Below are 26,549 nucleotides of genomic sequence, written 5' to 3' on the forward strand. Positions count from 1 at the left end.
TTTTGAAAGTCGTATTGTTTTGTATTAGATAATTTTTTTATTTTTATAACGACGGCGGAATAAGTTGATATCCACTACTTTATCGGTTTTATCCGTCTTTTTTTCGGCTGGGGTATCAGTCGGTGTTTCAGCTGGCTCTTTTGGAACAGTTGTCCGATCGGGTGTAAGATAGTCATTTTTTTCTTCTTGTTGCACAACTTCATTTTTTTCGACCGTAATTTGTTTTTCAAAATTAAAATTGCCATCAAAATTTTCAAAGATTTGGCGTTTATTGGAAAGATGATAATAAACAATTTCTGGTGGCACACCAACACGAGCAGGGATCATTGTGGTGCCAATACCGGTGTTCACAGATAAAATTGTATTTTTCGTTGGTAAGTACAGGCTGTCAGTATAGTGCTTTGCGCCTTCTGTTTTGATGTATAAATACGGTAGTCGGATTTGACCACCATGACTGTGACCAGATAAAACCAAATCGTATTGTTCCAAATTATTAATAGCATCAATTTGATCAGGCTGGTGGGCTAATAAAATATGCCATTCAGCTAATGTTGATTCAAAATTATAGTTGGGTTTCCCACCACTTAAATCATCAATTCCGACGATATTCATGGAAATCTTCGCATCAGAACCAAAAACTTCTTCATTAACTAAGGTAGTAAAACCAGCTTCTTTTAATACTTCTTTGACAAAGTATTGGCCACCGTGCTTGTAATCATGATTGCCTAATACTGCAATTTTTCCCATCGGAGCTTTTAGACGTTTTAATTTTTCAATTAAGCGATCGGTTTGTTTTTTTGGCCAATGCTTATAATCATCAATTAAGTCACCTGTAAAAACAATGATATCTGGTTGCATCTCCATGACAGAACGAATGATTTTATTCATCTTGCGTGGCTTGAACCAGCGAGAAAAGTGAAGATCGCTAATATGAGCAATTGTTACATCGCCTTCATGGGCGAACATGTCATAAGCATCTGAAATATCCAATACCCGTTGTTTATTTTTGCGAATGAGGTAATGCCGTTGTTTGAGCCTGCTAGGTTCAATGAAAAATGCATAAATTGAAAATACTAGTAAAATAGCGATGATACCTAGAATTAACTGCACAAAACGGCCCCCTTTAAAATTCTGCTAACTAGTATAGAATATAAGATAGTTTGAGAAAAAGCAATCGAACATCAGATAAGATTTTGCTAAATTTAGATGAAAATTATTTCGTTTTTGTTACAAATAAAATAAACGTCTCCGAAACGTTGACAGGAGACGCTGTAAATGATTTAAAATCTAAAAAAGCACAGTCTCACTTTAATTTTCGAAGTTTTTTTGAAGGATTGTGACGCAAACGGCTGTTCTTTTTTGGAATGATAAATAACAACATTTCATAAGGTGCGGCAATGAGAAACCACATTAGGGACCAACTTGTGAAATCTTGACGATAGAAGTTTTGCAATAGGAAATGAAGCGTAAATATCCCGATTAGTAACAAACTATTTTTTAACCAAAAAGGATTGCCAAAATCAAACGTTAATAAGAGCGTCGTAAGTAACGGCAGTCCGTAAAAGAAAAAAGCGGTGAGGTTCAACTGCCAATTGCGTTTTAATTCCAGGAAGGATAAAACGAATAAAACAGTCGATAAGAGAATTCCTAGTGGCGGAAATAAACTTGTTAAAAAGAGATAAATTGAACTATATAAAAGCATCAGGGGGCCTTTAACAAGTGCTGCAATGGCGATAAAGCTAAAAATTAACAGCAGTTGTCCAGTAAAACTAAATTTTAATAAGAGACCAAATAAAGCTAAAATAGCAAAATGGCTCCAAGTCAAAACTTGATCTTTGGTATTTTTTTTATACTTTTGGCGCAGATATTGTGCCAACTGTGGATACTTATGGTTGAAATTTTCCATGTTTTAACTCCTTTATATAAAAAATCAAACGTTGGTGTAAGAGAGTGCTTAAAGCAAGGTTGTAAGTGATAAAAAATCGATGAAATGATTTTTACGATACCTTTGTTTGGTAACTTGTGAAGCGGGGAAATCATTTTTGGTAAGCTTAATTTCTAACAAAAAAGCTACTTTAATTATAAAGAGTAAGGAGAATTATAAATCGGACTAAAGGCGGATTTATTGCAGGAGACAATGTTACAACCGCTCCTACTAAAAAGATGGAATTGCTAAAAATCAGAAGGTTGGCAGTCATTTTATCCCTAATTTAAGAATTGTGGGCATTTACTTAATCTTTTGTGGTGTGGGAGATTTTTTTCTTTTCAGCCGAGTAAACTAAATTTTTACAAAAGTCATTTTTTTGCGGGGCCTTTACTTTAGACACAAGCGGTTTTGTGCTAAAGTTACTAATGAAATGACAACAAGTGGTAAATTTTTACAGTAGACTGTCACCACTTGTGTTTGTTTAGCGTAATGTTACGAAATGATATTAATGAAGGATGTGAACTTGGTGATTTTTGATTCTCATACACACTTAAATGCCGAACAATTTAATGAAGATATCCCAGAAACGATTCAACGAGCCAAAGAACTTGGCGTCACTGAAATGGCAGTCGTGGGATTTGATACGCCAACAATTGACAAAAGCTTAGCTTTAAGTCAAGAATATACTGACATATATAGCATTATTGGCTGGCATCCAACTGAGGCAGGTAGCTATACAAAAGAAATTGAAGAAAAATTGCAAACACAGCTAACCTTACCTAAAGTGGTAGCTTTAGGGGAAATTGGATTGGATTATTATTGGATGGAAGATCCAAAAGAAGTGCAAGAAAGAATCTTTCGCCGCCAAATTGCCATCGCCAGAGAAATGCATTTACCAATCAGCATTCATACCCGGGACGCCATTGAAGACACGTATCGTATTTTAAAAGATGAAAAAATAGCAGACATCGGCGGGATTATGCATAGTTTCAGCGGTAGTGGCGAGTGGGCAAAACGCTTTTTGGATCTGGGAATGCATGTTTCCTTCAGTGGTGTCGTGACGTTCAAAAAGGCGCTTGATGTGCAAGAAGCGGCAACGGTTGTACCCCTTGATCGTCTTTTGGTCGAAACGGATGCTCCTTATTTAGCACCGGTACCTTATCGGGGTAAACGCAATGAACCGGGCTATACCCGTTATGTCGTAGAAAAAATTGCAGAACTGCGAGAAATGCCCTTTGAAGAAGTCGCAGCACTTACACGGACTAATGCCCATCGCCTCTTTGGGATTAATCGATGAAAAAGCCAGTCATTGAAGAGATTATTGTCGTTGAAGGAAAAGACGATACAAGACGCCTGCAAGAAGTTGTCAAAGCAGACACCATTGAAACGATTGGCTCGGCCATCAATGAGGACATTTTAACCCAGATTGAACATGCCCAAGAAACACGCGGAGTCATTATTTTCACGGACCCAGATTTTTCCGGTGAGAAAATTCGCAAAACGATTATGGAAGTCGTGCCAGCTGCCAAGCATGCTTTTTTACCACGCAAAGAAGCGACACCTAATCGCAGTCATGGTTCTTTAGGAGTAGAACATGCGAGTGATGCCGCAATTTTGGAGGCGTTAAAAAAAGTTGTGACGCCTGTAACTACAAGTGAAGAAATTCCATTAATCAGTAGACAAAGTTTAATAGACTATGGTTTAATAGCGGGAGCTTCTGCCAAATTATTACGGGAAAAACTCGGCGATAAATTGCGAATTGGCTATACAAACAGTAAACAATTAACCAAACGGCTGGCAATGTTTCGCATTACCGCCGCAGAATTAGACACAGCGATGCTAGAAATCAAAAAAGAGCTGGAGGACGACCTTGAAAGACACACGTGATATTGCAACACCATCGAAGACCAAAGAAATTTTACAAAAACACGGCTTTACCTTCAAAAAAAGTTTAGGCCAAAATTTTTTAACGGAACCAAATATTTTAAGGAAAATTGTTGCCACTGCTGAAATTGACGATCGGACAAACGTCATTGAAGTAGGACCTGGGATTGGGGCTTTGACAGAGCAATTAGCCAAGTCTGCCAAAGAAGTTTTAGCTTTTGAAATTGATGAGCGACTAATTCCGGTTTTAGCAGATACCTTGCATACCTATAAAAATGTTAACGTCATTCACCAAGATGTTTTAAAAGCGGACTTGCTGAAATTGACAGCAGAAAACTTTACGGATAATTCGCTGCCGCTAAAAGTTGTCGCAAATTTACCTTATTACATTACGACGCCAATTATGATGCACTTTTTGGAAAGTGATTTACCTGTAGCTGAAATGGTTGTGATGATGCAAAAAGAAGTGGCAGATCGTATCTCAGCTGAGCCGGGCACAAAAGCCTATGGTTCTTTATCGATTGCGGTGCAATACTTTATGGAAGCCAAATTAGCCTTCATCGTTCCCAAAACCGTCTTTGTACCACAACCAAATGTTGATTCCGCAATTTTAAAATTAACGCGTCGCAGTCAACCAGCAGTAGAGGTTATTAGCGAAAAAGAATTTTTCAAATTAACGAAGGCTGCTTTTCAATTGCGCCGTAAGACATTATGGAATAACTTACTGCACGCTTATGGAAAAGATGATGCCACCAAAGCTTGGTTGACAAAAAGCTTAGAGAGTGCAGCCATTGATCCAAAACGCCGTGGGGAAACATTATCGTTAGCTGAATTTGCAGCTTTAAGCAATGCCATGATGACAATCAGTAGATAAAAAACAAAATTTGAAATTAGAATAAATGTATCTTAATCAGAGGTTATGACAGAAAAATTGTCGTAGCCTCTGATTTTGTTTTGTTTAGCGAAAAAAATAAAGGTAATAGAATAGAGCAGTGGTCTTTTTTTGAGGAGAATTTTAATAAAGGTGTACATAACTATCACCTGAATTTAACTGCATTTAAAAAATAAGTGAAATTTTTCAGACTCTTTTCGTAAAAACAAAATATATGTCTTGACACTTAAAATAAATACCACTAAAATGAAAAAGACTTAAGTGTCTTGACACGTTGGTTAGGTACGAAAAAATAAATGTTAGAGTTTTTTGAGGAGGAAAAAATGAGAAATAATTCTGTGCGTCATTTAACGATTGCTGCTTTACTAATTGGCCTTGGGATCATGATTCCAATGGTAATGCCTAAAATTGTGATTGGACCAGCATCTTTTACATTAGCTAGCCATGTGCCATTATTTATTGCGATGTTCTTTTCGCCAGCTGTAGCGATTGCAGTTGCGTTGGGAACAACTTTTGGGTTTTTAGTTTCTGGGTTACCTGTTGTAATTGCATTACGGGCCTTAACTCATGTAATTTTTGCTACAATTGGGGCATTATATCTGCAAAAAAATCCTCAAATCGTGTTGCAAAATGGCCAGTTTACTTTAGCCAATGTCCGTTTTCAAATGTATAACGTCGTTTTAGGTTTAATTCATGCGGCAGCAGAAGTGGTGGTCGTTTTAGCTTTTAACATGATTAATTTGAGTACACCAGGAACATATGATGGGGGTGTCTTTTACTTCTACTTTGTCTTATTAGGATTTGGTGGCGTAATTCACAGTTTGGTGGATTACAATATTGCGTACTTTGTTGCGGGGACTTTAAGTAAACACTTTGACATTCCGGTCTTTACCAAAGCTCTGAAATTACAAAAAGAAGTTGTTGGCAATGTGAAAACTGCCCGATAATAGCTAAAAATATTTTCCTGCCGTAAACTTACGGCAGGATTTTTTTATTTTTTTATGAGCTGAGCTCAGTTTTTAAATATCTAGCTTTACGCACTAACTCTTATTGTGAAAGAGTTGCCCCAGTGCTCTCAGTTTTTAAATATCTAGCTTCATAAACTAGCACGTCAAGAAATAAAACAAAATTTCCAAAAATTTGAGGAACAATTTCCGGAAATTTATTATTTATTTTTTACGAGCTGAGCGCAGTTTATTCAGTTTTTAATACTGCAAGCGGTTAGATTCCTAACGTTCGTTATAAAATTTTAAGCACAAAAGCTCGTTAGCTTGTTGTAGCAGTTTATTCGTGCTATATTTTAGGCGAGGTTTTTAAACCTCAAATATGACAGAGTAGGAAATAAAGCGTTAAGTGTCTGAGGGATGGGATGTTGCCCTTGGGACGAAGGATTGCATGCAATTCGCGGTTTTATTTTCGCATTCGCTGCATTATTTTATGTGGCAGCTCTATTAAGGAGATGCTGAGTTATGAAAAGAAAACTAGATGCCTATAAGATTGCGGTCATGGCAATGTTAATTGCTTTGATGGTTGTTTTATCGCAAGTTTTCGGGTTTGAAACCCAATTATTAAAAATCACTTTTAGCTTTGTACCAGAAGTGGTGATGGCGACTTTATTTGGTCCATTTTGGACTGGGATTGGGGCAGTAGTCGCCGATGTTATCGGAAATACTTTATTGGCTAAAGCACCATTTTTTATTGGCTTTACGTTTAATGCCTTTTTAGGTGGACTTATTTATGGTTTTTTCTTTTACAAAAAAGAAATTACGTTAAAAAATTCTTTTCTGTGTGTCTTAGTTAACACCGTGGTCTTTAGCTTTTGCTTAACACCACTGTGGTTATCTTTGATGTACGGCATTGATTTAACTAATCCGGGATTATGGACAACCCGCTTGATTAAAGCGGTGATCATGATTCCTTTAGAAACGATGATTATCTATATCGTAGGCCGAGCATTACCTTATCAACGTTTGGCAAAAAAACTACACTCAAATTAATCACTAACGTCCTCCATCCCAGGGCGCAGACTGTAAGACTAGTAAATATTCTAGTTTTACAGTTTTTTTGATGGTTATAAATGCTACTAAAGCAAAATCGTTTAAGCATTATCAATGCAACATGTCATGTTACAAATATACTCTCTTTATTGCTACCAAGATTTACTGCTAAGGATAAAAACGAAGATTTTATGCATATTTCACCAAAAATTTTTCGCTAACATGTTAAAATGAAAGATGACATTATACGTATCCTTTGGAGGAAATTATGAAACGATTTTTGATCATTCTTTTAGTTGCAATTATTTTAGTATTAGGTGGTTTTTTTATTTTGAATTTATTCTTTGGTTTTACAAATTATCAAACAAATGAGAAAACTTCCGTTAGTTCTACAGCTGTGGATGAAAGTGTTGCAACAACTTCAAGTAGTGAGAAAAAAGATCCGATAAAAGAAGTAGTGGCAAACATGACTTTGGAAGAAAAAGTAGGGCAATTATTTTTCGTTCGCGTGCCAGAAGTCAATCAGGTAGAAGATATAACAACCTATCATTTAGGTGGCTATGTTCTTTTTGGCCGCGATATGGAAAATGAAAGCCAAACAAGTCTGACACAAAAAATTGCAAGTTATCAAGCTGCTAGCAAAATACCATTGTTAATTGGGTCAGATGAAGAAGGAGGTTCTGTCACGCGGGTAAGTCAGAATGCTAATTTAGTCGCTGAACCTTTCGCCTCACCCCAAGCACTTTATGCCGCAGGTGGTTTTGCAGCGATTAAGTCAGATACAATTAACAAGGCAAAAGTTTTGCACGACTTTGGCATTAATGCAGGACTATTTCCTATTGCTGACGTTGCGACAGATCAGAATGCTTTTATTTATGATCGGACGATTGGGCTAGATGCACAGGGAACAAGTGAGTATGTCGAGACAGTGGTAAAGGCGCTTAAGGGAGAAAAAAGTGGTTCAACGTTAAAACATTTTCCCGGTTATGGGAATAATCGTGATTCCCATGTGGAAATTGTCCGTGATACAAGAAGCTTAAAAGAATTGCGTGAGACTGATTTTAAGCCCTTTAAAGCTGGAATTAAAGCTGGAGCAGATAGTGTGCTAGTTTCCCATAATATTATTGATGGGATTGATAAAACCAAGCCCGCTTCAATTTCAAAGGCAGTTCATGATGTTTTACGAAATGAATTACGTTTTGACGGTGTGATTATGACTGATGATATGGATATGGCCGGGCTAGCAGATTTTATTTCCCAAGCAGATGCTGGACTTGCTGCTCTAAAAGCAGGCAATGATTTAATCATGTCCTCTAGCTATCAAGTACAAATTCCAAGAATATTAACTGCTGTTAAAAGTGGGGAATATTCCGAAGAGGCGTTGGATACTGCCGTTATGCACGTATTAACCTGGAAGAAAAATTTAGGACTAATCTCATAAAAAAATTGGCACAGCTACCTTCAAAAAAATGTAGCTGTGCCAGTTTTTATTATTTTAGGATTGTTCAAATTGTGCTTGATAAAGTTCAGCGTAATAGCCATTATTTTTTAGTAAACTTTCATGAGTACCTTGTTCAACAATTTGACCGTGATCCATTACAAGAATTTTATCAGCAGCTTGGATAGTAGCAAGGCGGTGAGCAATTACGAAACTGGTTTTTCCTTTCATCATGGCTAAAAAAGCTGCTTGAATTTTTCGTTCCGTTAAAGTATCGACAGAACTTGTTGCCTCATCCAAGATTAAAAGATGCGGTTTGGAAATCATGGTCCGGGCAATGGTTAACAATTGGCGTTGACCATCGGAAATTTTCACACCACTTGTTCCAATAACTGTATCGAGCTTTTGTGGCAGACGCGCGACATAATCATACATATAAGTTTTCTTTAATGCTTCATAAATCAATTCATCTTCTGCCTTGGGATTACCATAAGTGAGGTTTTCCCGTAAGCTTGCATCAAAAAGCCACGTATCTTGTAATACCATACCGAAACTTTGTCGTAAACTATCCCGAGTCAAATGACGAATATCATAACCATCTAACGTTATTTTTCCGTGATCCACTTCATAAAAGCGCATTAATAAGTTAACCAGTGTTGATTTACCAGCACCGGTTTTTCCTACGATGGCGACCGTTTCACCAGGAGCGGCCTCAAAGTTGAAATCGTGAATTAGCGGTTGATCTTTCGTATAGCTAAAATCCACTTGAGAAAAACGAACAGCACCTTTGACGTTTTTTAAAGTAATTGCATCAGGAGCGTCAGGTGTTTCAATTTTTTGATCTAAAATTTCAAAAGTCCGGTTTAAACCGGCAATGGCCGTTTGAATTTGAGTTGTAATTCCAGAAAGTTCAATAAATGGTTTGGTAAATTGACTCGCGTAAATTGTAAAGCTGGAAATGACACCAATTGTCACCAACTGACTACCATTTAAAACTAATAGACCGCCTACAAAACCGACCGCCAAATAGGCTAAATGATCGACAAAACGTGACATGGGGTTTGTTAAAGAAGAAGAAAATTGTGCTTTTTGGCCCCGTACATTTAATTCTTGGTTAATGGCTTCAAATTTTTGTTGATTGACGTCTTCTTGCTGGAAGGCTTTAACGATTTTTTGATTTCCTACCATTTCTGTGACAAAACCGGAAATTTCCCCCACGATTTCTTGTTGGCGGGCAAAATTAGCTTGCGAGTATGTCGCAACCAGCCAACTAACGAAAAATATAATAGGTGTGGCGACTAAAACAACAATTGTCAAAACAATGCTTAAACGTAACATTACAACTAGCGCAATTAACACAATGGCAACGCCTGAGAAAAGCTGATTAAAAACCGCCGCCGCGGCAATCGCAATATTGTCCATATCGTTAGTGAAACGACTCACGATATTTCCATGGAGTGTTTGATCGTAATAACTCAACGGAAGTTTGTTTAAATGCGTAAAAGCATCTTTACGTAATTGTCCGGCGGAAAAATAAGCAATTTTATTAGACAGACGTTGAATGAAAAGTTGGCTAATGACGGTAATGAAAACAACGCTGGCAAAGAGTAAAAGGATATGATACAAAGCACTGAAATTCACTTCGTTTTTCCCTAACATTTGATCGACTGCTTGACCGATTTGATAAGTAATATAGACACTGGTGCCCCCTGAGGCAATACCTAAAATAATTGCCCCACTAATTTCTTTTTTGAAGGCTGATAAGTATGGAAGATAGCGTTTTAAAACAGACCAGTCAATTTTTTTAGGCTTCATGGGACACCTCCGCTTGTGAAGCAACAATGGCTTGATATTCTGGGCAATTCACTAATAACTCTTCATGTCTGCCTAGGCCGACTTGTTTGCCAGCATCTAAAACTAAAATTTGCTGGGCATCTTGAATAGAGCGTACCCGTTGAGAAATGATAATCAAAGTACCGTCTAATTTATTTTGGAGCGCCTGTCGTAAATTTAAATCAGTTTTGTAATCCAGCGCGCTAAGAGAATCATCTAAGATTAAAATACGTGGTTTTGCAATCACAGCTCGCGCAATCGTCAATCGTTGCTTTTGCCCGCCTGAAAAGTTCTTACCCCCTTCAAAAATTGGAGTTTGTAAGCCTTTAGGTAATGCGGCTACGAATTCTTTGGCTTGCGCTAATTCAAGGGCGGCCCAGCACTCTTGGTCGGTGGCGTCTTTTTTGCCCCATTGTAGATTTTCTTTGATCGTCCCGCTGAATAAAACTGCTGTTTGGGGGACCATAGCAATTTCACTGCGCAATTTTGTCAAAGACCACTTGCGCACATCGCGCCCGTCAATGGTAACACTGCCGGTTGTGACGTCATAAAAACGCGGAATAAGCTGAGATAAAGTTGACTTGCCACTACCGGTGGGGCCAATAATACCAAGGGTTGTTCCAGCAGCTACTTTAAAATCAATATTTTCTAGAACCAGTCCAAATTCAGGCGCAAAGCGAAAAGCAACTTGTTGAAAAGCAATCGCGCCTTTTTTACTGCTTAAAGAAGAATCTCCTGCAATTGGGAGATTACCTGCTTTAGTATCACTAAATGTAGTGATACTGGGTTTGGTTTCCAATACTTCGTTTACGCGGTTAGCAGAAGCGGCTGCCCGGGTAAAAATGATAACCAAATTTGAAACGACAATTAAAGCCAAGAGCATCTGATTCATGTAATTTACTAAGGCTAAAATTTGTCCCGGTGCCAAGTGGCCAGTGTTTACTTTAAAGCCGCCTAAATAAAAGAGAGCTAAAATTCCAATATTCATAATCAAGGTGGTCGCCGGTGTCAGAAGAGCTGAAATATTTGTTACCCGTACATAAACACTGGAAAGCTCATCTGTACGGTTTGAAAAGCGCGTGATTTCAGTGTTACGCCGCGAAAAAGCACGAATAACCCGCACACCACTTAGATTTTGGTTCACAAGTTCATTTAAGACGTCTAGTTTTTGTTGTACTTTTTGATAGAGGGGGACAGTGGTTTTAATGATAAAAAATAATATTAAACAAAATAGTGGCAATGTCACCAAAAAGATGATTCCAGCCTGCCAGTCAATGGTAAAAGCCATAATAACTGCGCCAATACTTAAAAAAGGTGCCCGTATCACCAAGCGAATGAGCATCGCTAAGGCCAGTTGTAACTGATTAATATCACTTGTCATGCGCGTGATCAGTGTATCTGTACCAAATAAATTCAATTCAGCGTGGGAAAAACTATTAATTTTTTTCATAACCTGATTGCGCAGCTCTGTCCCAAAATTTTGGGAAGCCACAGAGGCATAATATTGGCAAATCACGGCACATAGCAATCCAACTACCGACATCAAAACCATCCAACCCGTCATTTGCCAGACAACCTGGCTATCATTTTCGCGAATGCCCATATCCACTAACTGTGCCATTAGTAAGGGCAAAATTAATTCAAAAACGGCTTCTAAAAATTTAAAAAAAGGACCCAAAATAATTTGTTTGCGGTATTTTTTTGCATAAACCAATAACTTAAACATGGATAAACTCCTATTCTTTTTGTAAATGATTGCTATAAAATAATAATTAAAAAATAAAATCAGGCGGGATGATACCACTAATTGTTAGAAAAAAATTGGAAGTATAAGCTGATAATTAACAAAAACAAAAAAGTATTCCCACTTTCAAAATTCAATTTATGTTTATTATTGTAACCTAGGATAGATATTGAGAAAAGGCAGGCCCTTTAGTTTTAGAAAAGCTGGCGAAGTTTGGTACAATGAGGGTAATTACCAATGAAAATGAGTAGAGGTGAAGAAATGAACGAATTTATTACAGTGGTATTATTATTTTTTTGTTATTCTTTTATCGGCTGGTTATGGGAAACAATATTTTGTTCGCTTAAGGCCAAAAAATTTGTCTATCGCGGCTTTTTAATGGGGCCGATAACCCCAATTTACGGGTTTGGTATTTTAATGGTTTTGTACTTTTTACGACCGTTTCATGATAATTTACTACTATTATATATCTTCGCAGCAGTGCTGGTGACAATTTTAGAGTATGTCACCAGTTATGGATTAGAAAAATTGTTCCATGCTTCATGGTGGGACTATCATGATGTACCGTTAAATATTAATGGTCGGGTGGCAATTCCTGTCTCTTTATTTTGGGGCGTTGGATGTGTATTGATTGTAAAAGTAGTTCAGCCCCAAGTCATGCTCGGCGTTAATTGGCTAGCGGCACATTTTGGTTTTTATCTACCGGTTGTCTTAATTGGTGTGATGATGTTTGATTTAGGCTATACCCTAGCAAACTTAGCCTCATTCCAAAGTATGACCAAAAAAATCGCTTCAGAGTTAGATCAGCGTAAAGAAGAATTAAAAGACAGTTTTGACACAAAAAAAGATACGGTACAGCAGCGTCTGGCCTTATCCCAATACTTTAAAGAGCATCCTGAAGCGGAAAATGCCTTTCCCCACTTGAATTTTCACCAAAGAAGACTGTTAAAAAACTTTAAAGGGTTGAAATTAGACAATGTAAAAAGTTTAGAAGATGTCCGTCATTACGTGGCAAATCGTAAAAAAAATTAGTTTTATGTTACGAAAATATTACGAAAAATGTAAGCGAGGAGAAGCTAGTATTTTCCTCGCTTTTTCGTTGCTAAAAACTTTTAAGAAATGGTTAAATTCGATTTACCTTCATAGCATCTGTAACAAAATGTAATCTAACTGAAATGATACATACACCTTTCCTTTGTATAATAAGTGGCATTGGAGATTAGAAAAGAAAGGTGTGGATTTTGTGAAGGCAAAAAAATTGGTGACAGTTTTGACAGCTGTTGTAGCCATCAATCTTGTCAGCCCGGTATTTGCAGCTGCGGAATCAATGGACTCTTTAAATGAGCAAGAGTCTGCAATCACACGTCAAAGTAATCAAATCAGCGCCGAGGTACAACTGGCCTTAAACGACGTGAATGACAAATACGATCAGGTAGAAAAGACAAAAGCAAAAATTGCTGAAAATGAAGCAACATTAAAAAAAGCGCAACAAGATATTGCAACCACGCAAAAAAGTATTGAGAAAAGAAAAGAAATCATGGCAGAACGCTTAAAAGAAATTCAAGTAAACGGTGGGGCAGAGCGTGATTGGTCCGTCTTATTAGACGCAGACAATCTACAAGAATTCATCAACCGTGCTTATGCCATGACGTTATTGCAGAATGCGCAAAAACAAAAAGTTGCCGACTTAAACACAGAAAAAGAAAAATTGGAAAACTTAGAGCTTACGGCGCAGAAAACCTCTGCAAGCCTAAAAGAAAATAAGACCAGTTTAGAAGCTGAAGCAGGGGAATTGGATAGTAAAATTGCTAATTTGAAAAATCAATTAGCTGAAAATCAAAGCACCCTACAAAAAATTGCCCAAAGTAAAGAAGTTGAACAAGCCCGCCTAGCAGCGCAAAAAGCAGCAGAAGAAAAGGCAGCAGCGCAAAAAGCTGCCGCCGAAAAAGCAGCAAAAGAAGCTGAAGTTGCTAAACAAAAAGAAGCGGCTGAAAATGCCGCAAGCTCATCTACTGGTAATAATACCAATAGTAGCTCTGAAACAAACACTAATAATACTACGAATAATTCAAGCTCCACTAATAATTCTAATAATGATGCTACCAATAATAATGATAATAACAACACTGGCAGTTCCACTAGTGGTGGTCGTACCATGATGATGGAATCAACTGCTTATTCCTATGCCGAACCAGGTGCTAGTTATCTAACGGCCAGTGGGACAGATTTACGTCAAAATCCACAAGCAGTCGCCGTTGATCCAAGCGTGATTCCCTTGGGTACTGTAGTTGAAGTTCAAGGCTACGGCGTTGCGTTAGCGCTAGATACAGGTGGTGCAATTAAAGGAAACATTATTGATGTGCATTTTCCGACAGTTGCCCAATGTACAAAATGGGGCCGTCGTCAGGTACAAGTGACGATTCGAGGTTAGTTTTTTAGTGACAAACCGAAAATCGTAAATAAAAATGTAAGAACTGGTATCAACGGGTGTTGGTACCTTTTTTTACGATTTATTAACTGGTGACTTGCTTGTTTTGATAGAATTATGATGAAATTTATAAATTTTTTATAAAAAAATCTAAATTTGTTTAAACTGAAAAAACGTTTTCTTTATAAAGGTATAGAAAATTTGATTTTATTGAAATGTTATCCAATTTCATCTTTGTAAGAAAAAAATAGTTTCACGTGGCGCATTTCTGGGAATCATTATTTAGTTGAATTATTGCAAATTTATAGTATTTGTTATTAAAAAAAATAAGCTAGTCTCTTTTTTGTTAAAAAAGAATTTTTTTATTCTAGATTGTGAAGAGAGGCAACATTTTAAATAGCCCTTTAAAATGTTGCCTTCTTAACGTATAATAAGCTAGAGATTTTGCGAAAAAAAGTGTTATATAATAGAAAAGTTAGTTAGGAGTGTGTATCAATGGGTAACCCCCTTATTAAAACGATCGCAGTCGCAGCTGTGGGAATCGGTGCAGTCGCGATTTGTTTTGTCGGTTATCGTGAAAACAACAACAAACAATATCAGCAAAAAGTAAGTTATGCTGAAACTGCCGTTGAAAAAGATCAAGAACGATTAAAAGAAGTGGATAGTGATCTTACATCACTTTATTCAAACAAGGACAAAGTTTTTTTGAAGAAGGACTTGAAAGACGCTGAATTAACCCAAGTTGGTGCTAAGTTGGACGGTGTTAAAGTTTCAGCAGATGATTTCGGTATCGAAGAAACCGATGTGCCAAAAAACATGAAAACTATTGCTAAAGAAAAAGAAACATTAAACAAGCAAATGTCAGATGCCGAAAGTAAGTTTGCCATTCAAAATAATGTGAATGACTTATTTGAAAAACCAGTTACCGATTGGCAAAAAGCACAAAATAATGTCGTTATTAAAGCTAAAGTAAAAGATACAGATGTCGGTGCCGTGCGAGAACGGCTAGGTTTTGTTCAAGAAAGTGATTGGACGAAGCTAGTAAAAGAGTATCTTTCTTATGCAGACGCCCAGATAAAACGAGTAACAAGCATTAATAAGTCCCTTGATAGTATGTTAAAAGACGGTAAAGTGACAGATAATGCCACATATGAAAAATATCTTAGTCTGGTGAACAGCATCAGTCAAGTTCGCAATAAAACATTAAAAGCAGAATTTACTGAACAAGCAGATAAAATTTCAACACAGCTAGGCTTAGGAAAGACAGATTATGGTGAGGCTAACGTAGCAAGTGACACATCAACTTATTCTGAAGCTACGACGCAATCTAGTAATGTAGGTGAAACAAACGAAACGGGCACTGGAGAATTATATTCTGAAACTGGCTATTAAAGGAGAACAATATGTCTAAAGGAAAAAAGATTGTCTTAGGAATTGTTGGCTTTATCTTAATTCTAACTCTTGCGGTAGTAGGGATTGGGGCCAAAGTCTACATGGATTTAAGTGGTTCGGTTCAAAAAACATACGAATCGGTTGAACGACAACTCGATACAAAACGCAAAGCGGAACAAAAAAATGTGATTGCAGAAAAAAAACCATTTTCTGTGTTACTACTTGGAATAGATACGGGCGATTTAGGGCGAACTGAAATTGGTCGTTCTGATACCATGATGGTTGCTGCTGTGAATCCAAATGCTGAAAAAACATTAATCACAAGTATTCCCCGCGATACATATGTCGACATTGTCGGCAGAGGGACAAAAGATAAAATTAACCACGCCTATGCCTTTGGTGGTGCAGGAATGTCAATGGATACAGTCGAAAAGTACCTTGATATTCCAATTGATCACTATGTTGCCATTAATATGAAGGGCCTAAAAGAATTAGTCGATGCTGTTGGCGGTATTACGGTTACGAATGATCAAAAATTTAGTCAAGATAGTTATACTTTTGAGTATGGCAAAATTCAATTGAACGGCGATCAAGCACTATCATTTTCACGCATGCGACATGAAGATCCAAGAGGCGATTATGGTCGGCAAGAACGGCAACGCAAGATTGTTGAAGGTGTGGCAAAAAAATTATTAACCTTTGACGGTGTAACCCGTTATAAAGAAGTGCTTGATGCAATGGAGACCAACGTTAAAACGGATATGAGTTTTGATGATATGAAGAAAATTGCAGCCGATTATCGTAGCGCCTTTGGCAAAATTCAGCAAGATCAAATGCAAGGTGACGGTTTTATGCAAGACGGCATTTCTTACCAACGAGTTAGCCAAACCGAATTAGATCGCGTCCAAACCGAACTTAAAAAGACATTAGCAGTAAATAACTAAAGAAAGTGGCGAAAAAATGGAAGAGACAATCAGTCTGAAACAAATTTTTGATATTTTACGAAAACATTTAGCTTCAATTTTCATCTGTAGCTTTATTGGACTTGCACTAGCTGGAGTGGCAACATTCTTTATTATCACTCCCAAATATAGCTCGCAGGCACAATTAATTGTAACCTTACCTCAAGGGGATACAGCAACAGCAAACCCCAATGACGTAAATACGAATTTGCAAATGATTAATACGTATAAAGAACTTGTTACCGGGGACTTGGTAATTGACCAAGTTAAAGACCGTTTAGAATCAGAATACAACTTAGATATGAACACAAATGAAATTAAAGGTGCATTGGAAGTTACGCAACAACAAAATTCATTAATGTTTTCGATTAAAGCGACAGATAGTAGTGCAATTAATGCGGAGCATATTGCCAACACAACGGCGCAAATTTTCCAAGAAACGGCCAAAGATGTGCTAGAAGTTAATAAAATCTCAATCATCTCAAAAGCATCTGCAAGTATGACACCAGTTTCACCAAATAATAAATTGAATTTGGCAATTGGTCTAGTATTAGGTTTGATGATTGGCGTTGGTCTAGCTTTTGTATTAGAACTTTTGGACAGAACTGTGAAGGATGATAAGTTTGTTTCAGAAGATTTAGGCTTTACGATTTTAGGTACCGTACCACAAATGAGTCAAAAAGAATTAGATGCTACTATTCAGAAGAAACCATTAATTCCATCATTTAAAAAATCAAACGAAAATCAAAATAAAAATGCAGAAGCTGCTTCAAGACGCAGTCGTTCACGTGTATAAGGAGGAGCAAAAATGTCAAAAAAACATACAGAACGTAAAGGAGCTCAAACTCATCCTGTAAGTTTGATTACTTTAGTTGACCCATCCTCACCAATTTCAGAACAATTTAGAACGATTCGTACCAACATTCAATTTGCTTCTTCCGCAGATCGTCAAATTAAGACAATCGTTGTAACATCATCTGGACCGGGAGAAGGCAAATCGACAAGTTCAGCGAATCTAGCAGTTGTATTTGCAAAATCAGGGCAGCGGGTACTTCTAGTGGATGCCGATATGCGTAACCCAACTGTCTACAAAACTTTCAATTTAAGTAATGAGATTGGTTTAAGTACAGTGTTGAGTACACAAAAAAGTGTTTTAGAAGCTGCCCAGCCGTCGGGTATTGAGAATTTATCAATTTTAACCAGTGGTCCTAAAGCACCAAACCCATCCGAGTTATTAGGCTCTGCCCGGATGGATCAAGTGATTGATGAAGCCCGGAATTTATACGATATCGTTATTTTTGATATGCCACCAGTAGTAGCGGTGACAGATGCGCAAATCATGGCATCAAAAGCAGATGGAACGGTGCTTGTAATCCGGGAAAATGTTTCACGAAAAGAATCACTGCTAAAAGCACGGGATTTATTAAAAATGGTTGGCGCGCGTGTATTGGGCGTTGTCTATAATGGTGCACAACATACAAAAGATCAAGGTTATTATTATTACTACGGTAGTTAAAAATTTTTAGGAGTGAGGAACGATGATTGATTTACATTGTCATATTTTACCCGGGGTAGATGATGGAGCTGAAGATTTAGCTGCTAGTATTGCAATGGCTGAAAAAGCGATTAGCCAAGGAATCACCCATATTCTTTGTACGCCACATCATAATAATGGAAAATATTCAAATCCTAAATCAACTGTTGTTTCTCGTGTCCTAGCTCTGCAAACAGAGCTGGACAAACGAAATTTGTCATTAACGGTTCTAGAAGGACAGGAAGTGCGAATTACCGGCGAACTAATCGAAGCCATTAAAAATAATGAGATTCTATTTACAGATTTAGATGATACATATATTTTAATCGAATTTCCGACGATGGATGTACCCGCATACACAGAAGATATTTTCTTTCAACTTCGTGGCATGGGGAAAATACCGGTCATTGTCCATCCTGAGCGAAATGCTAAATTTCGTGAAGACCCTAATCGTTTAATTGAATATTTAGATATGGGATGCTTAGCTCAATTGACAGCACCAAGTTATGTTGGCACTTTTGGTAAATCTATTCAGAAAACAGCTAAAGAAATGGTGGAACATAACTTAGTCCAAATGGTAGCTTCGGATGCTCACGGGGTGAAGAAGCGTAACTTTTACATGAAAGAAGCTTATGAAGCAATCGCAAAGGATTTTGGTGAAGCCAAAGTTGTTGCGATGAAACAAGTTGCAAAGGATTTGTTAAATGGGGATCAAATCGTATTGCCAAATTATACTGCAGTGAAAAAGAAAAAATTTGGGTTATTTTAGGGGGAGTAAGTGTGTTTGCATTAACACGAAGAAGAAAAATTGCAATATTGGTTGTGGTTGACTGTATTTTAATTGCAATTGCTAATTTATTAGCGTATGTATTTATGAAACCTTTCGTACCAATTTCAGAAAAGTTTGTACTATCCTCTACGCTACTTTCAATAGGCTTATACTTAGTTTTTGGTTTTGTCTTTCACGTTTTTACACGAATTAATCGTTATACCAATCTAAGAGAAATGATTGCTATTTTTTTAGCGACAACCTCACAATCCTTTTTTAGTATTATCTTGCTATCTGTTTTTTCAGATAATGTTTTTAGTCGCCGTTTAGAGTTATTTACATATATTTTATCGACATTTTTGATTATCAGTAGTCGTTTAATTTGGCGCTTATTTGTGGAATGGCGGAATATGCGGGGAACAAATCAAAATACTGATGAAGTGAAACGTACCATAATCGTTGGCGCTGGCGAAGGTGGTCGTATTCTGCTAAATAGTTTCTTGGGATCAAAAACGGCGGGTGACATTGATGTTGTCGGTTTTGTTGATGATGACCCCAACAAACAAAAAATTTACCTTTCAGGTAGACGCGTATTAGGTAAAATTAACGATTTACCAGAACTTGTACAACAGAATGATATTGACATGGTGACAATTGCTATCCCGTCTTTATCGCGAAAAAAACTGCGTGAAATTTTTCAACTGCTGGAATCAACTGAAGTAAAAGTTAACACGATGCCTTCAATGGAAGAAGTTGCAGCAGGAAAAGTTAGTTTGTCACGCTTAAAAGAAATTGATGTCGTTGATTTATTAGGAAGAGAAGAAGTTAAGCTTGACATTGCAGCTATTAAAGATCAATTAACGGGGAAAACGATTTTAGTGACCGGTGCTGGTGGCTCAATTGGTTCGGAAATTTGTCGACAAGTTTCTAATTTTAACCCAAAACGAATTTTATTACTTGGTCATGGGGAAAATTCCATTTACCAGATTCATCGTGAGTTGACTACAAAGTATAAAGAAAAAGTAACCGAGTATGTTCCTGTTATTGCCGATGTGCAAGATCGTAAATTAATTTTTGAATTAATGGAGCGTTACCATCCGGATATCGTCTATCATGCCGCCGCTCATAAACACGTTCCTTTGATGGAGTATAATCCTAGAGAGTCTGTAAAAAACAATGTCTATGGGACAAAAAACGTAGCAGAAGCAGCTAAGGCAAGTAACGTAAAGAACTTTGTCATGATCTCAACAGATAAAGCTAACAATCCACCAAATGTGATGGGTTCAACAAAGCGAATAGCAGAAATGATTGTCACAAGCTTGAATGAAGCCGGAAAAACTAAATTTTCAGCGGTCCGCTTTGGCAATGTACTAGGTTCTCGTGGCAGTGTTATTCCGCTATTTAGAGAACAAATCGCAAAAGGTGGTCCCGTGACAGTTACGGATTTTCGGATGACCCGATATTTTATGACAATCCCAGAAGCAAGCCGGTTGGTAATCCAATCTGGTGCCTTAGCAAAAGGTGGGGAAATATTTGTGCTAGATATGGGTGAGCCTGTGAAAATTCTGGATTTAGCCAAAAACATGATCCGTTTGAGTGGTTACAGTGAAGATGACATTGAAATTGTGGAAGCAGGAATTCGTCCTGGTGAAAAATTGTATGAAGAATTGCTTTTAGACAAAGAGCGTAATGATGAAGAAGTTTACGAAAAAATATTTGTTGGTAATATCAAGGGATTTGATTTAACACAGGTAATGACTTTTGTTAAAAGCTTAGCTGATGTGGATGATAAAGAATTGGCTAGAGAGGTTGTGAAATTTGCAAATGCCTCGAATAAATAGAAAAATCATTATTGTCGGAACTGGTGGATTTGCGAAGGAAGTAACATTCTTACTTTCACGTATTGAAAATTATCAATTAATAGGTTACGTCGATGATAATAGTGATTTACACGGGAACGTGCTTTTAGACTACCCAGTAATAGGAAATACAGATTATTTATTATCTTTAGATGAAGAGTGTGCTATTGCTATCGGAATTGCCAATCCACAGGCTAAAAAAAATATCTATAAAAAACTGAAAACTAAATCAAATTTAATATTCCCTAATTTGATAGATCCAAGTGCTTTATTAGGTCTTGAGATTGAGATGGGGATTGGAAATATTATTATGGCCAACACTACTTTTACTAGCTCAATCAGACTAGGTAATTTTAATATGATAAATATTGCTACAACAATCGGTCATGATGTTGAAATAGGTAGTTACAACTCGTTGTTTCCAAGCATTAATGTTTCGGGGAATGTTAGGATTGGAAATGAAACTAGTATTGGTGTAGGTAGTAAAATTATTCAGGGACTAGCAGTAGGAGAAGCATCAATTATCGGAGCTGGTAGTGTTGTGATAAGAGATATCGAGAGTAAGACAAAAAATGTTGGAGTACCAACTAGAGTAATAGAAAGCTGGGAATAAAATGGAAAATGAACGTATATTGTTGTCTTCACCACATATGAGTGATCAAGGATATGAACAAGAATATGTACAAGAGGCATTTGATACAAACTGGATTGCTCCCTTGGGTGCAAATGTTACAGGTTTTGAAAATGAGTTAGCTGAACTCGTAGGTGCGGGACATGCAGCCGCTTTAGTTTCAGGAACTTCGGCAATCCATATGGCTTTAAAGGCAGTTGGTGTTGGAAAAGGTGATGTAGTGATTTGTCAGTCATTGACTTTTTCGGCCACAGCTAATCCTATTATTTATCAAGATGCTACACCGGTATTTGTTGATAGTGATAAAGATTCATGGAATATGAATCCTGCATATTTACGGAAAGCTTTAGAAAAATATCCAGATGCCAAAGCTGTTATTGTTGTTCATCTTTATGGACTATCTGCGAAATTAGATGAAATTATGGAAATATGTAAAGAATTTAATGTACCATTGATTGAAGATGCTGCAGAATCATTGGGTACGACATATAAGGGGAAATATACTGGCACTTTTGGAGATTATGGTATTTATTCTTTTAATGGTAATAAAATCATCACAACGTCTGGCGGGGGCATGTTGGTTTCTAACAACGAAGAGAGAATTGCGAAAGTCCGTTTTTGGGCAACGCAAGCGCGGGATCAAGCAAGACATTATCAACATAGTGAGATTGGCTATAACTATCGTATGAGCAACATTGTTGCTGGTATTGGCAGAGGTCAGTTGAAAGTCTTGAAGGACCGTATTGCCAAAAAACGCTATATACATGATTTTTATAAAGAAGAATTGAAAGAATTATCGCAGATTTCATTTATGCCAGAAAATGATTGGGATTTTTCAAACTATTGGCTATCAGCTATTACCTTAAAAGACGTGAATCCAACCTACTTGATGGACGAGTTGGAAAAAGAAAATATCGAGTCTCGACCTATTTGGAAGCCAATGCATCTGCAGCCTGTATTTGAAAAGTACGATTATATTGGGGAAACCGTTGCTCAACGACTTTTTGAAACAGGTGTATGTTTACCTACAGACTCAAAAATGTCCGATGAGGATCTTAACCGGGTAGTAACTGTTATAAAGCGAGTGTTGTCCAATGAAAAAGGCTAGTTTTTATAGAAAATATGTAAAACGTTGCTTGGATATTTTGCTTTCCGGTCTAGCTTTGATTATTTTGAGCCCAGCTTTTCTCATTGTGGCCATTTTAGTAAGAACTAAGTTAGGCTCCCCAGTATTGTTTAAACAACTTCGGCCAGGGAAGAATGAACATATTTTTCCAATGTATAAATTTCGAACGATGACTGATGAGAAAGATAGTACAGGCAATTTGTTGCCAGATGAAATACGGCTAACCAAATTTGGAAAACTACTGAGATCTACAAGTCTTGATGAATTGCCTGAACTCTGGAATATACTTAAAGGAGATATGAGTATTATTGGTCCACGACCGCTACTCATCGAATATCTGCCGCTTTATAATTCAGAACAAAAGAGGCGACATGATGTTAGGCCAGGACTAACTGGCTTGGCTCAAGTAAATGGTCGAAATGCGATAAGCTGGGAAGAAAAATTTAATTTGGATTGTAAATATGTGGATAATATTACGTTTATTGGTGATGTGAAGATATTTTTCTTAACGATAAAAAAAGTATTTATCAGAGAAGGAATATCTTCGAGTACACATATTACTAATGAAAAATTTCAAGGTAGTAAAAATTAAACTTAAGGAAAATTTTTAGTGAGGGAAAATGGAGAGTAAATTGAGAAATATTTGGATATTTAATCATTATGCAAACGAAATGTGGAAAAATATGGGTGGAAGACATTATAGCTTTGCTGAAAATTTGACTAATTTAGGCTATAACGTTACAATTTTTTGCGCTAGTTCATTTCATAATCAAAATAACAGTATTGAAATGGAAAATAGAAAGTATAAGATAGATTCATCGAGAAAATTTTCTTTTGTATTTATAAAAACACCAGTAGCAATTGGAAATGGATTGAAACGAATAAAAAATATGTACTCCTTTTATCATAATTTGTTATTGGAATATAAGTTAATTGCTCATCAGATTGGTGTGCCTGATTTAATTATTGCGTCTAGTGTACATCCTTTGACTTTGGTTGCAGGAATAAAAATTGCTAAAAAGTTTAAAATTCCATGTATTTGTGAAATAAGGGATCTCTGGCCAGAAGCCATCTTTTCTATAGGAAAAACTAAAGAAAACAGTTTAATTGGCAAATTGTTAATTAAAGGAGAACACTGGATTTATAAAAATGCTGATGCATTAATCTTTACTAAAGAAGGTGATATTGACTATTTAAATGAAAAAGGATGGCTTTCAAATCAAGGGGGAGACGTATCAAGAGATAAGTGTTTTTACATCAATAATGGTGTAAATATACATAAATTTAATGAACAAATTGTTAATGAGATTACTGTTGATTCAGACTTAGATTCAGAAAAATTTAAAGTTGTTTATTGTGGTGCAATTAGACCAGTAAATAATGTTGAAAAAATTGTTAATGCGGCAAAAGTGTTGAAAGATAATAAAAAAATTATCTTTTTAATTTATGGTGAAGGAAATGAAAAGAAACACTTGGAGAATCTTGTGAAAAATTATGGACTTACAAATATAAAATTCAAAGGGTTTATTGAAAAATCTAAGATACCTTATATACTTCATAAGTCGGATTTAAACATTCTCAATTATTCACAGACACAATATAATTGGAGTAGGGGCAATAGTTCTAATAAGCTATTTGAATATTTAGCTTCGGGAAAACCAGTACTATCTACTGTAGAAATGGGTTATTCAATAATTGAAAAGTATCAATGTGGTACGGAAATTTATGACGCTTCGAGTGAAGAGATTGCTTCAGAAATTATATCGTATATGAATTTGAGTAAGGTTGATTATGAACAGAAGTGTGAGAATGCAAAAAATGCTGCTGAAGAGTTTGATTACTCTAAACGACTTACACCAAAGTTACTTGATGTAATGAGCTTTTCTTTAAAAAATAAACTGGAGGTGTAATAAACTTGAAAGTTTTGTTTCTTTCATCTGCAAAAGATATTCATACATGTCGATGGGTTAACGAATTAGTAAATCAAGGTATATCAGTTGATTTAGTATATTGTAGCAATCACGATGTGGGAATCCATTATATTGACGAGCGTGTTATATGTCATAGATTACCATTTCAATCAGGTTTGGGTTATTATCTTAATGTCGCAAGTCTAAAAAGAATAATAAAGAATATTAATCCTGATATAATAAATGCTCATTATGCGAGTGGATATGGGACTTTATTAAGATATGCCAAATTCAATAAGAATGTTCTATCTGTTTGGGGAGCAGATGTCTACGATTTTCCGTATAATAGTAAAATTTCTATGAGAATAATAAAAAAAAATTTAAGATATGCTGATGTAATTTGCTCGACAAGCAAGTCAATGGCAAAACAAGTTCATTCTTTAATTGGTGAAAATAAAAAAATTTATATAACACCTTTTGGAGTAGATGTAGAAAAGTTCAAAGAAAAGATTAATTATTTTGATAACCCAAAAGGTATAACTATTGGTATTGTAAAAAGACTTGAGCCTAAATATGGGGTGCGGTATCTTATAGAGGCAATGAAAATAATTGTTCATGACTTCGGTTACCATAATGTATTTTTAGAAATTTATGGCGAGGGAAGTGAAAAAAATGAATTGATTAAGTTGTCTAAAAAAATGGATTTAGATAGGCATGTTTTTTTCAAAGGTGTTGTAGAAAATTCAGCAATTCCTAAAATATTAAGTGGTTTTGATTTGTTTGCGGTTTCTAGTATATTAGATTCTGAAAGTTTTGGTGTTTCCGTCGTTGAAGCCATGGCGACAGCGCTACCCATTGTCGCAACAGATGTCTCAGGTTTCGTGGAAGTTATTAACAATTCCGTTAACGGGATAATAGTTCCTAAAAAACAGCCTACTTTTATGGCAGAAGCCATAAAAGAGTTGATAGACAATAAAACGAGAGCTATTCGACTTGGAAAGAATGCTAGAAAAAAAGTTTTAAAAGAATATAATTTTAGTAACAACGTTGAAGACATGATAAGGATTTATAGAAAGGTTTGTAATGAATAAACAAATAAGAAGCATAATTCTTTTTATAATTGTTTCTCTAACTTGGGTTTTATTAATGATTGGGAATACTGTGCCTGTAATAGGTAGAATAACAGTATTATCGCTTTTTCTTTTATTTTTAGTTTTTAAATTACTCTTAAATCCAAATCTATCAATTAAAAAATATAATAATTTAAAAATCGTAGCCGGGGTACTGTTAATATATTTCTTTTTGATTATTTTGTTTAAATATACAGGAAGCTTATCTGTATATAATGGAATTCTTAGTATTGCGAGTGTTCTCTTTTTTGTTAGTTTAATTGACATAGAGATTGATGCAGATCTTTTTTCAAAAATAATTTCAACTATGAGCAATATTGGCGAAATTACGATAGTAATTTTTTTTATTCTTTCGGTTTTGAGATATTCAGTAAATTGGGTGTCTAGCTCATCACTAACAATTTGTGCGTTGTACTTTGTTTTAAGTTCTAAGAGATCTAAGAGAAAAAAGTTTTTTATTTCTCTGATTTGGATTTTTGGGGCATATTTTAACGGAGAAAGAACCTTAGTTTTTATTTCTATTTTGACACCAATAATATATTTTCTTTTTGTAAAAATTGAGTCTAAGAAATTAAAAAAATTCATTTTTGTGACTTTGTTGGGTGCGACTATACTAATTCCGATAGTGTATGTTAATTTATCAGTTTCTCAGTATCGATTTCAGTTAGATGCATTGAGTGTGAAATATACGACATCACGGTTTTTTTCAGGAAGAGATGTTGCATGGTCATATCTTCTCAATAATATGAGTCACACGAATAGTTATATTTTTGGTTTGGGTCACGGATTAACATTGATGGATATCTCTGATTTGGGAATTTCATCACATAATCTGTATTTATCCGTATTATCGCGTACGGGCTTTGTGGGATTAATATTATTTTATATGTTTTTATATCAAATTTATTCCTGTTATTTAAAATTTACTGGTGATATAAGCGAAATTGGAGTAGTTTTTCTTGTAGTAACAGTACTAAAACAATCATCTGAGTATGGATTGTTAGGAAATAATATGGTTTTATCCTTGGTGGTATGGTTTATTTTAGCAGTACCATTTATGAACAATAATAAGAAGATACGGAGATAGTAAAGA

Annotated in this window: 23 protein-coding genes, 1 pseudogene and 1 riboswitch; of the genes and pseudogenes, 20 read left to right on the forward strand and 4 right to left on the reverse strand. The window is 36.0% G+C overall.

All coding sequences use genetic code 11. The features are described from left to right. Positions 1 to 258: 258 nt before the first annotated feature. Both AC6R0T_RS02930 and AC6R0T_RS02935 read right to left on the reverse strand, forming a co-directional pair. Positions 259 to 1,110 (reverse strand): annotated as a pseudogene (locus AC6R0T_RS02930) (metallophosphoesterase); the annotation flags it as partial. Between the two features lie 193 nt (positions 1,111 to 1,303). Then, positions 1,304 to 1,906 carry a hypothetical protein gene (locus AC6R0T_RS02935; RefSeq protein ID WP_303753860.1) on the reverse strand — a complete coding sequence of 201 codons (603 nt, stop codon included), beginning with the start codon at positions 1,904 to 1,906 and terminating at the stop codon, positions 1,304 to 1,306. A gap of 547 nt (positions 1,907 to 2,453) precedes the next feature. On the opposite strand from AC6R0T_RS02935, the gene AC6R0T_RS02940 reads away from it, so the two are divergent. The 6 genes from AC6R0T_RS02940 to AC6R0T_RS02965 all read left to right on the forward strand — a co-directional run bounded on the left by AC6R0T_RS02940 (position 2,454) and on the right by AC6R0T_RS02965 (position 8,141). Next, positions 2,454 to 3,224, forward strand: a complete 771-nt coding sequence (locus AC6R0T_RS02940; protein ID WP_303753861.1) for a TatD family hydrolase — start codon at positions 2,454 to 2,456, stop codon at positions 3,222 to 3,224. Then, complete coding sequence (gene rnmV, locus AC6R0T_RS02945; protein ID WP_206902362.1) at positions 3,221 to 3,814, forward strand: ribonuclease M5; 594 nt, start codon at positions 3,221 to 3,223, stop codon at positions 3,812 to 3,814. The genes AC6R0T_RS02940 and rnmV overlap by 4 nt, the downstream gene beginning before the upstream one ends. Continuing rightward, positions 3,798 to 4,685: a 16S rRNA (adenine(1518)-N(6)/adenine(1519)-N(6))-dimethyltransferase RsmA gene (rsmA, locus tag AC6R0T_RS02950; RefSeq protein ID WP_303753862.1), complete on the forward strand. Its 888-nt coding sequence runs from the start codon at positions 3,798 to 3,800 to the stop codon at positions 4,683 to 4,685. Before rnmV ends, rsmA begins: the two co-directional genes overlap by 17 nt. Before the next feature lie 341 nt (positions 4,686 to 5,026). Beyond that, a complete protein-coding gene (locus tag AC6R0T_RS02955) occupies positions 5,027 to 5,650 on the forward strand; it encodes a hypothetical protein (RefSeq protein WP_303753863.1) in 624 nt (207 codons plus the stop codon). Between the two features lie 381 nt (positions 5,651 to 6,031). Further along, positions 6,032 to 6,133: riboswitch (THF riboswitch) on the forward strand. Positions 6,134 to 6,172: 39 nt separating this feature from the next. Beyond that, the gene (locus AC6R0T_RS02960; RefSeq protein ID WP_282461532.1) at positions 6,173 to 6,700 is read left to right on the forward strand and encodes a folate family ECF transporter S component; all 528 of its coding nucleotides are present in this window, start codon (positions 6,173 to 6,175) and stop codon (positions 6,698 to 6,700) included. Between the two features lie 268 nt (positions 6,701 to 6,968). Then, on the forward strand, positions 6,969 to 8,141 hold the full coding sequence (locus tag AC6R0T_RS02965) for a glycoside hydrolase family 3 protein (RefSeq protein WP_303753864.1): 1,173 nt from the start codon (positions 6,969 to 6,971) through the stop codon (positions 8,139 to 8,141). 54 nt (positions 8,142 to 8,195) lie between these two features. On the opposite strand, the gene AC6R0T_RS02970 is transcribed toward AC6R0T_RS02965, so the two are convergent. Further along, entirely contained in the window at positions 8,196 to 9,953 is a 1,758-nt protein-coding gene (locus tag AC6R0T_RS02970; protein WP_303753865.1) for an ABC transporter ATP-binding protein, read from the reverse strand. Then, positions 9,943 to 11,697: an ABC transporter ATP-binding protein gene (locus AC6R0T_RS02975; RefSeq protein WP_303753866.1), complete on the reverse strand. Its 1,755-nt coding sequence runs from the start codon at positions 11,695 to 11,697 to the stop codon at positions 9,943 to 9,945. Before AC6R0T_RS02975 ends, AC6R0T_RS02970 begins: the two co-directional genes overlap by 11 nt. Before the next feature lie 279 nt (positions 11,698 to 11,976). Here AC6R0T_RS02975 and AC6R0T_RS02980 point away from each other — a divergent pair, with 279 nt between their 5' ends. The 14 genes from AC6R0T_RS02980 to AC6R0T_RS03045 all read left to right on the forward strand — a co-directional run bounded on the left by AC6R0T_RS02980 (position 11,977) and on the right by AC6R0T_RS03045 (position 26,543). Then, entirely contained in the window at positions 11,977 to 12,747 is a 771-nt protein-coding gene (locus AC6R0T_RS02980) for a putative ABC transporter permease (protein ID WP_303753896.1), read from the forward strand. Between the two features lie 211 nt (positions 12,748 to 12,958). Continuing rightward, on the forward strand, positions 12,959 to 14,146 hold the full coding sequence (locus AC6R0T_RS02985) for a 3D domain-containing protein (RefSeq protein WP_303753867.1): 1,188 nt from the start codon (positions 12,959 to 12,961) through the stop codon (positions 14,144 to 14,146). A gap of 492 nt (positions 14,147 to 14,638) precedes the next feature. Continuing rightward, positions 14,639 to 15,535, forward strand: coding sequence for a hypothetical protein (locus AC6R0T_RS02990; protein WP_303753868.1), 897 nt, complete (start codon positions 14,639 to 14,641; stop codon positions 15,533 to 15,535). An 11-nt stretch (positions 15,536 to 15,546) separates the two neighbouring features. Further along, positions 15,547 to 16,479, forward strand: coding sequence for an LCP family glycopolymer transferase (locus AC6R0T_RS02995; protein ID WP_230710080.1), 933 nt, complete (start codon positions 15,547 to 15,549; stop codon positions 16,477 to 16,479). A 16-nt stretch (positions 16,480 to 16,495) separates the two neighbouring features. Next, positions 16,496 to 17,293, forward strand: coding sequence for a YveK family protein (locus AC6R0T_RS03000; protein WP_303753869.1), 798 nt, complete (start codon positions 16,496 to 16,498; stop codon positions 17,291 to 17,293). 12 nt (positions 17,294 to 17,305) lie between these two features. Further along, positions 17,306 to 18,013 carry a CpsD/CapB family tyrosine-protein kinase gene (locus AC6R0T_RS03005; protein WP_303753870.1) on the forward strand — a complete coding sequence of 236 codons (708 nt, stop codon included), beginning with the start codon at positions 17,306 to 17,308 and terminating at the stop codon, positions 18,011 to 18,013. 22 nt (positions 18,014 to 18,035) lie between these two features. Next, entirely contained in the window at positions 18,036 to 18,800 is a 765-nt protein-coding gene (locus AC6R0T_RS03010; protein WP_303753871.1) for a tyrosine-protein phosphatase, read from the forward strand. Positions 18,801 to 18,811: 11 nt separating this feature from the next. Beyond that, positions 18,812 to 20,641 (forward strand): polysaccharide biosynthesis protein, encoded by a 1,830-nt coding sequence (locus tag AC6R0T_RS03015; protein ID WP_303753872.1) that lies wholly within the window; start codon positions 18,812 to 18,814, stop codon positions 20,639 to 20,641. Further along, the gene (locus tag AC6R0T_RS03020) at positions 20,625 to 21,272 is read left to right on the forward strand and encodes an acetyltransferase (RefSeq protein ID WP_303753897.1); all 648 of its coding nucleotides are present in this window, start codon (positions 20,625 to 20,627) and stop codon (positions 21,270 to 21,272) included. Before AC6R0T_RS03015 ends, AC6R0T_RS03020 begins: the two co-directional genes overlap by 17 nt. 1 nt (position 21,273) lies before the next feature. Beyond that, positions 21,274 to 22,398, forward strand: coding sequence for a DegT/DnrJ/EryC1/StrS family aminotransferase (locus AC6R0T_RS03025; protein WP_303753873.1), 1,125 nt, complete (start codon positions 21,274 to 21,276; stop codon positions 22,396 to 22,398). Continuing rightward, positions 22,385 to 23,008: a sugar transferase gene (locus AC6R0T_RS03030; protein WP_303753874.1), complete on the forward strand. Its 624-nt coding sequence runs from the start codon at positions 22,385 to 22,387 to the stop codon at positions 23,006 to 23,008. The genes AC6R0T_RS03025 and AC6R0T_RS03030 overlap by 14 nt, the downstream gene beginning before the upstream one ends. A 28-nt stretch (positions 23,009 to 23,036) precedes the next feature. Then, on the forward strand, positions 23,037 to 24,326 hold the full coding sequence (locus AC6R0T_RS03035; RefSeq protein WP_303753875.1) for a glycosyltransferase family 4 protein: 1,290 nt from the start codon (positions 23,037 to 23,039) through the stop codon (positions 24,324 to 24,326). Positions 24,327 to 24,331: 5 nt separating this feature from the next. Next, complete coding sequence (locus AC6R0T_RS03040) at positions 24,332 to 25,417, forward strand: glycosyltransferase (RefSeq protein ID WP_303753876.1); 1,086 nt, start codon at positions 24,332 to 24,334, stop codon at positions 25,415 to 25,417. Beyond that, positions 25,410 to 26,543, forward strand: a complete 1,134-nt coding sequence (locus AC6R0T_RS03045; RefSeq protein WP_303753877.1) for an O-antigen ligase family protein — start codon at positions 25,410 to 25,412, stop codon at positions 26,541 to 26,543. Before AC6R0T_RS03040 ends, AC6R0T_RS03045 begins: the two co-directional genes overlap by 8 nt. The last annotated feature ends 6 nt before the right edge of the window (positions 26,544 to 26,549 follow it).

The sequence above is a fragment of the Enterococcus sp. S86.2 genome (assembly GCF_059834485.2).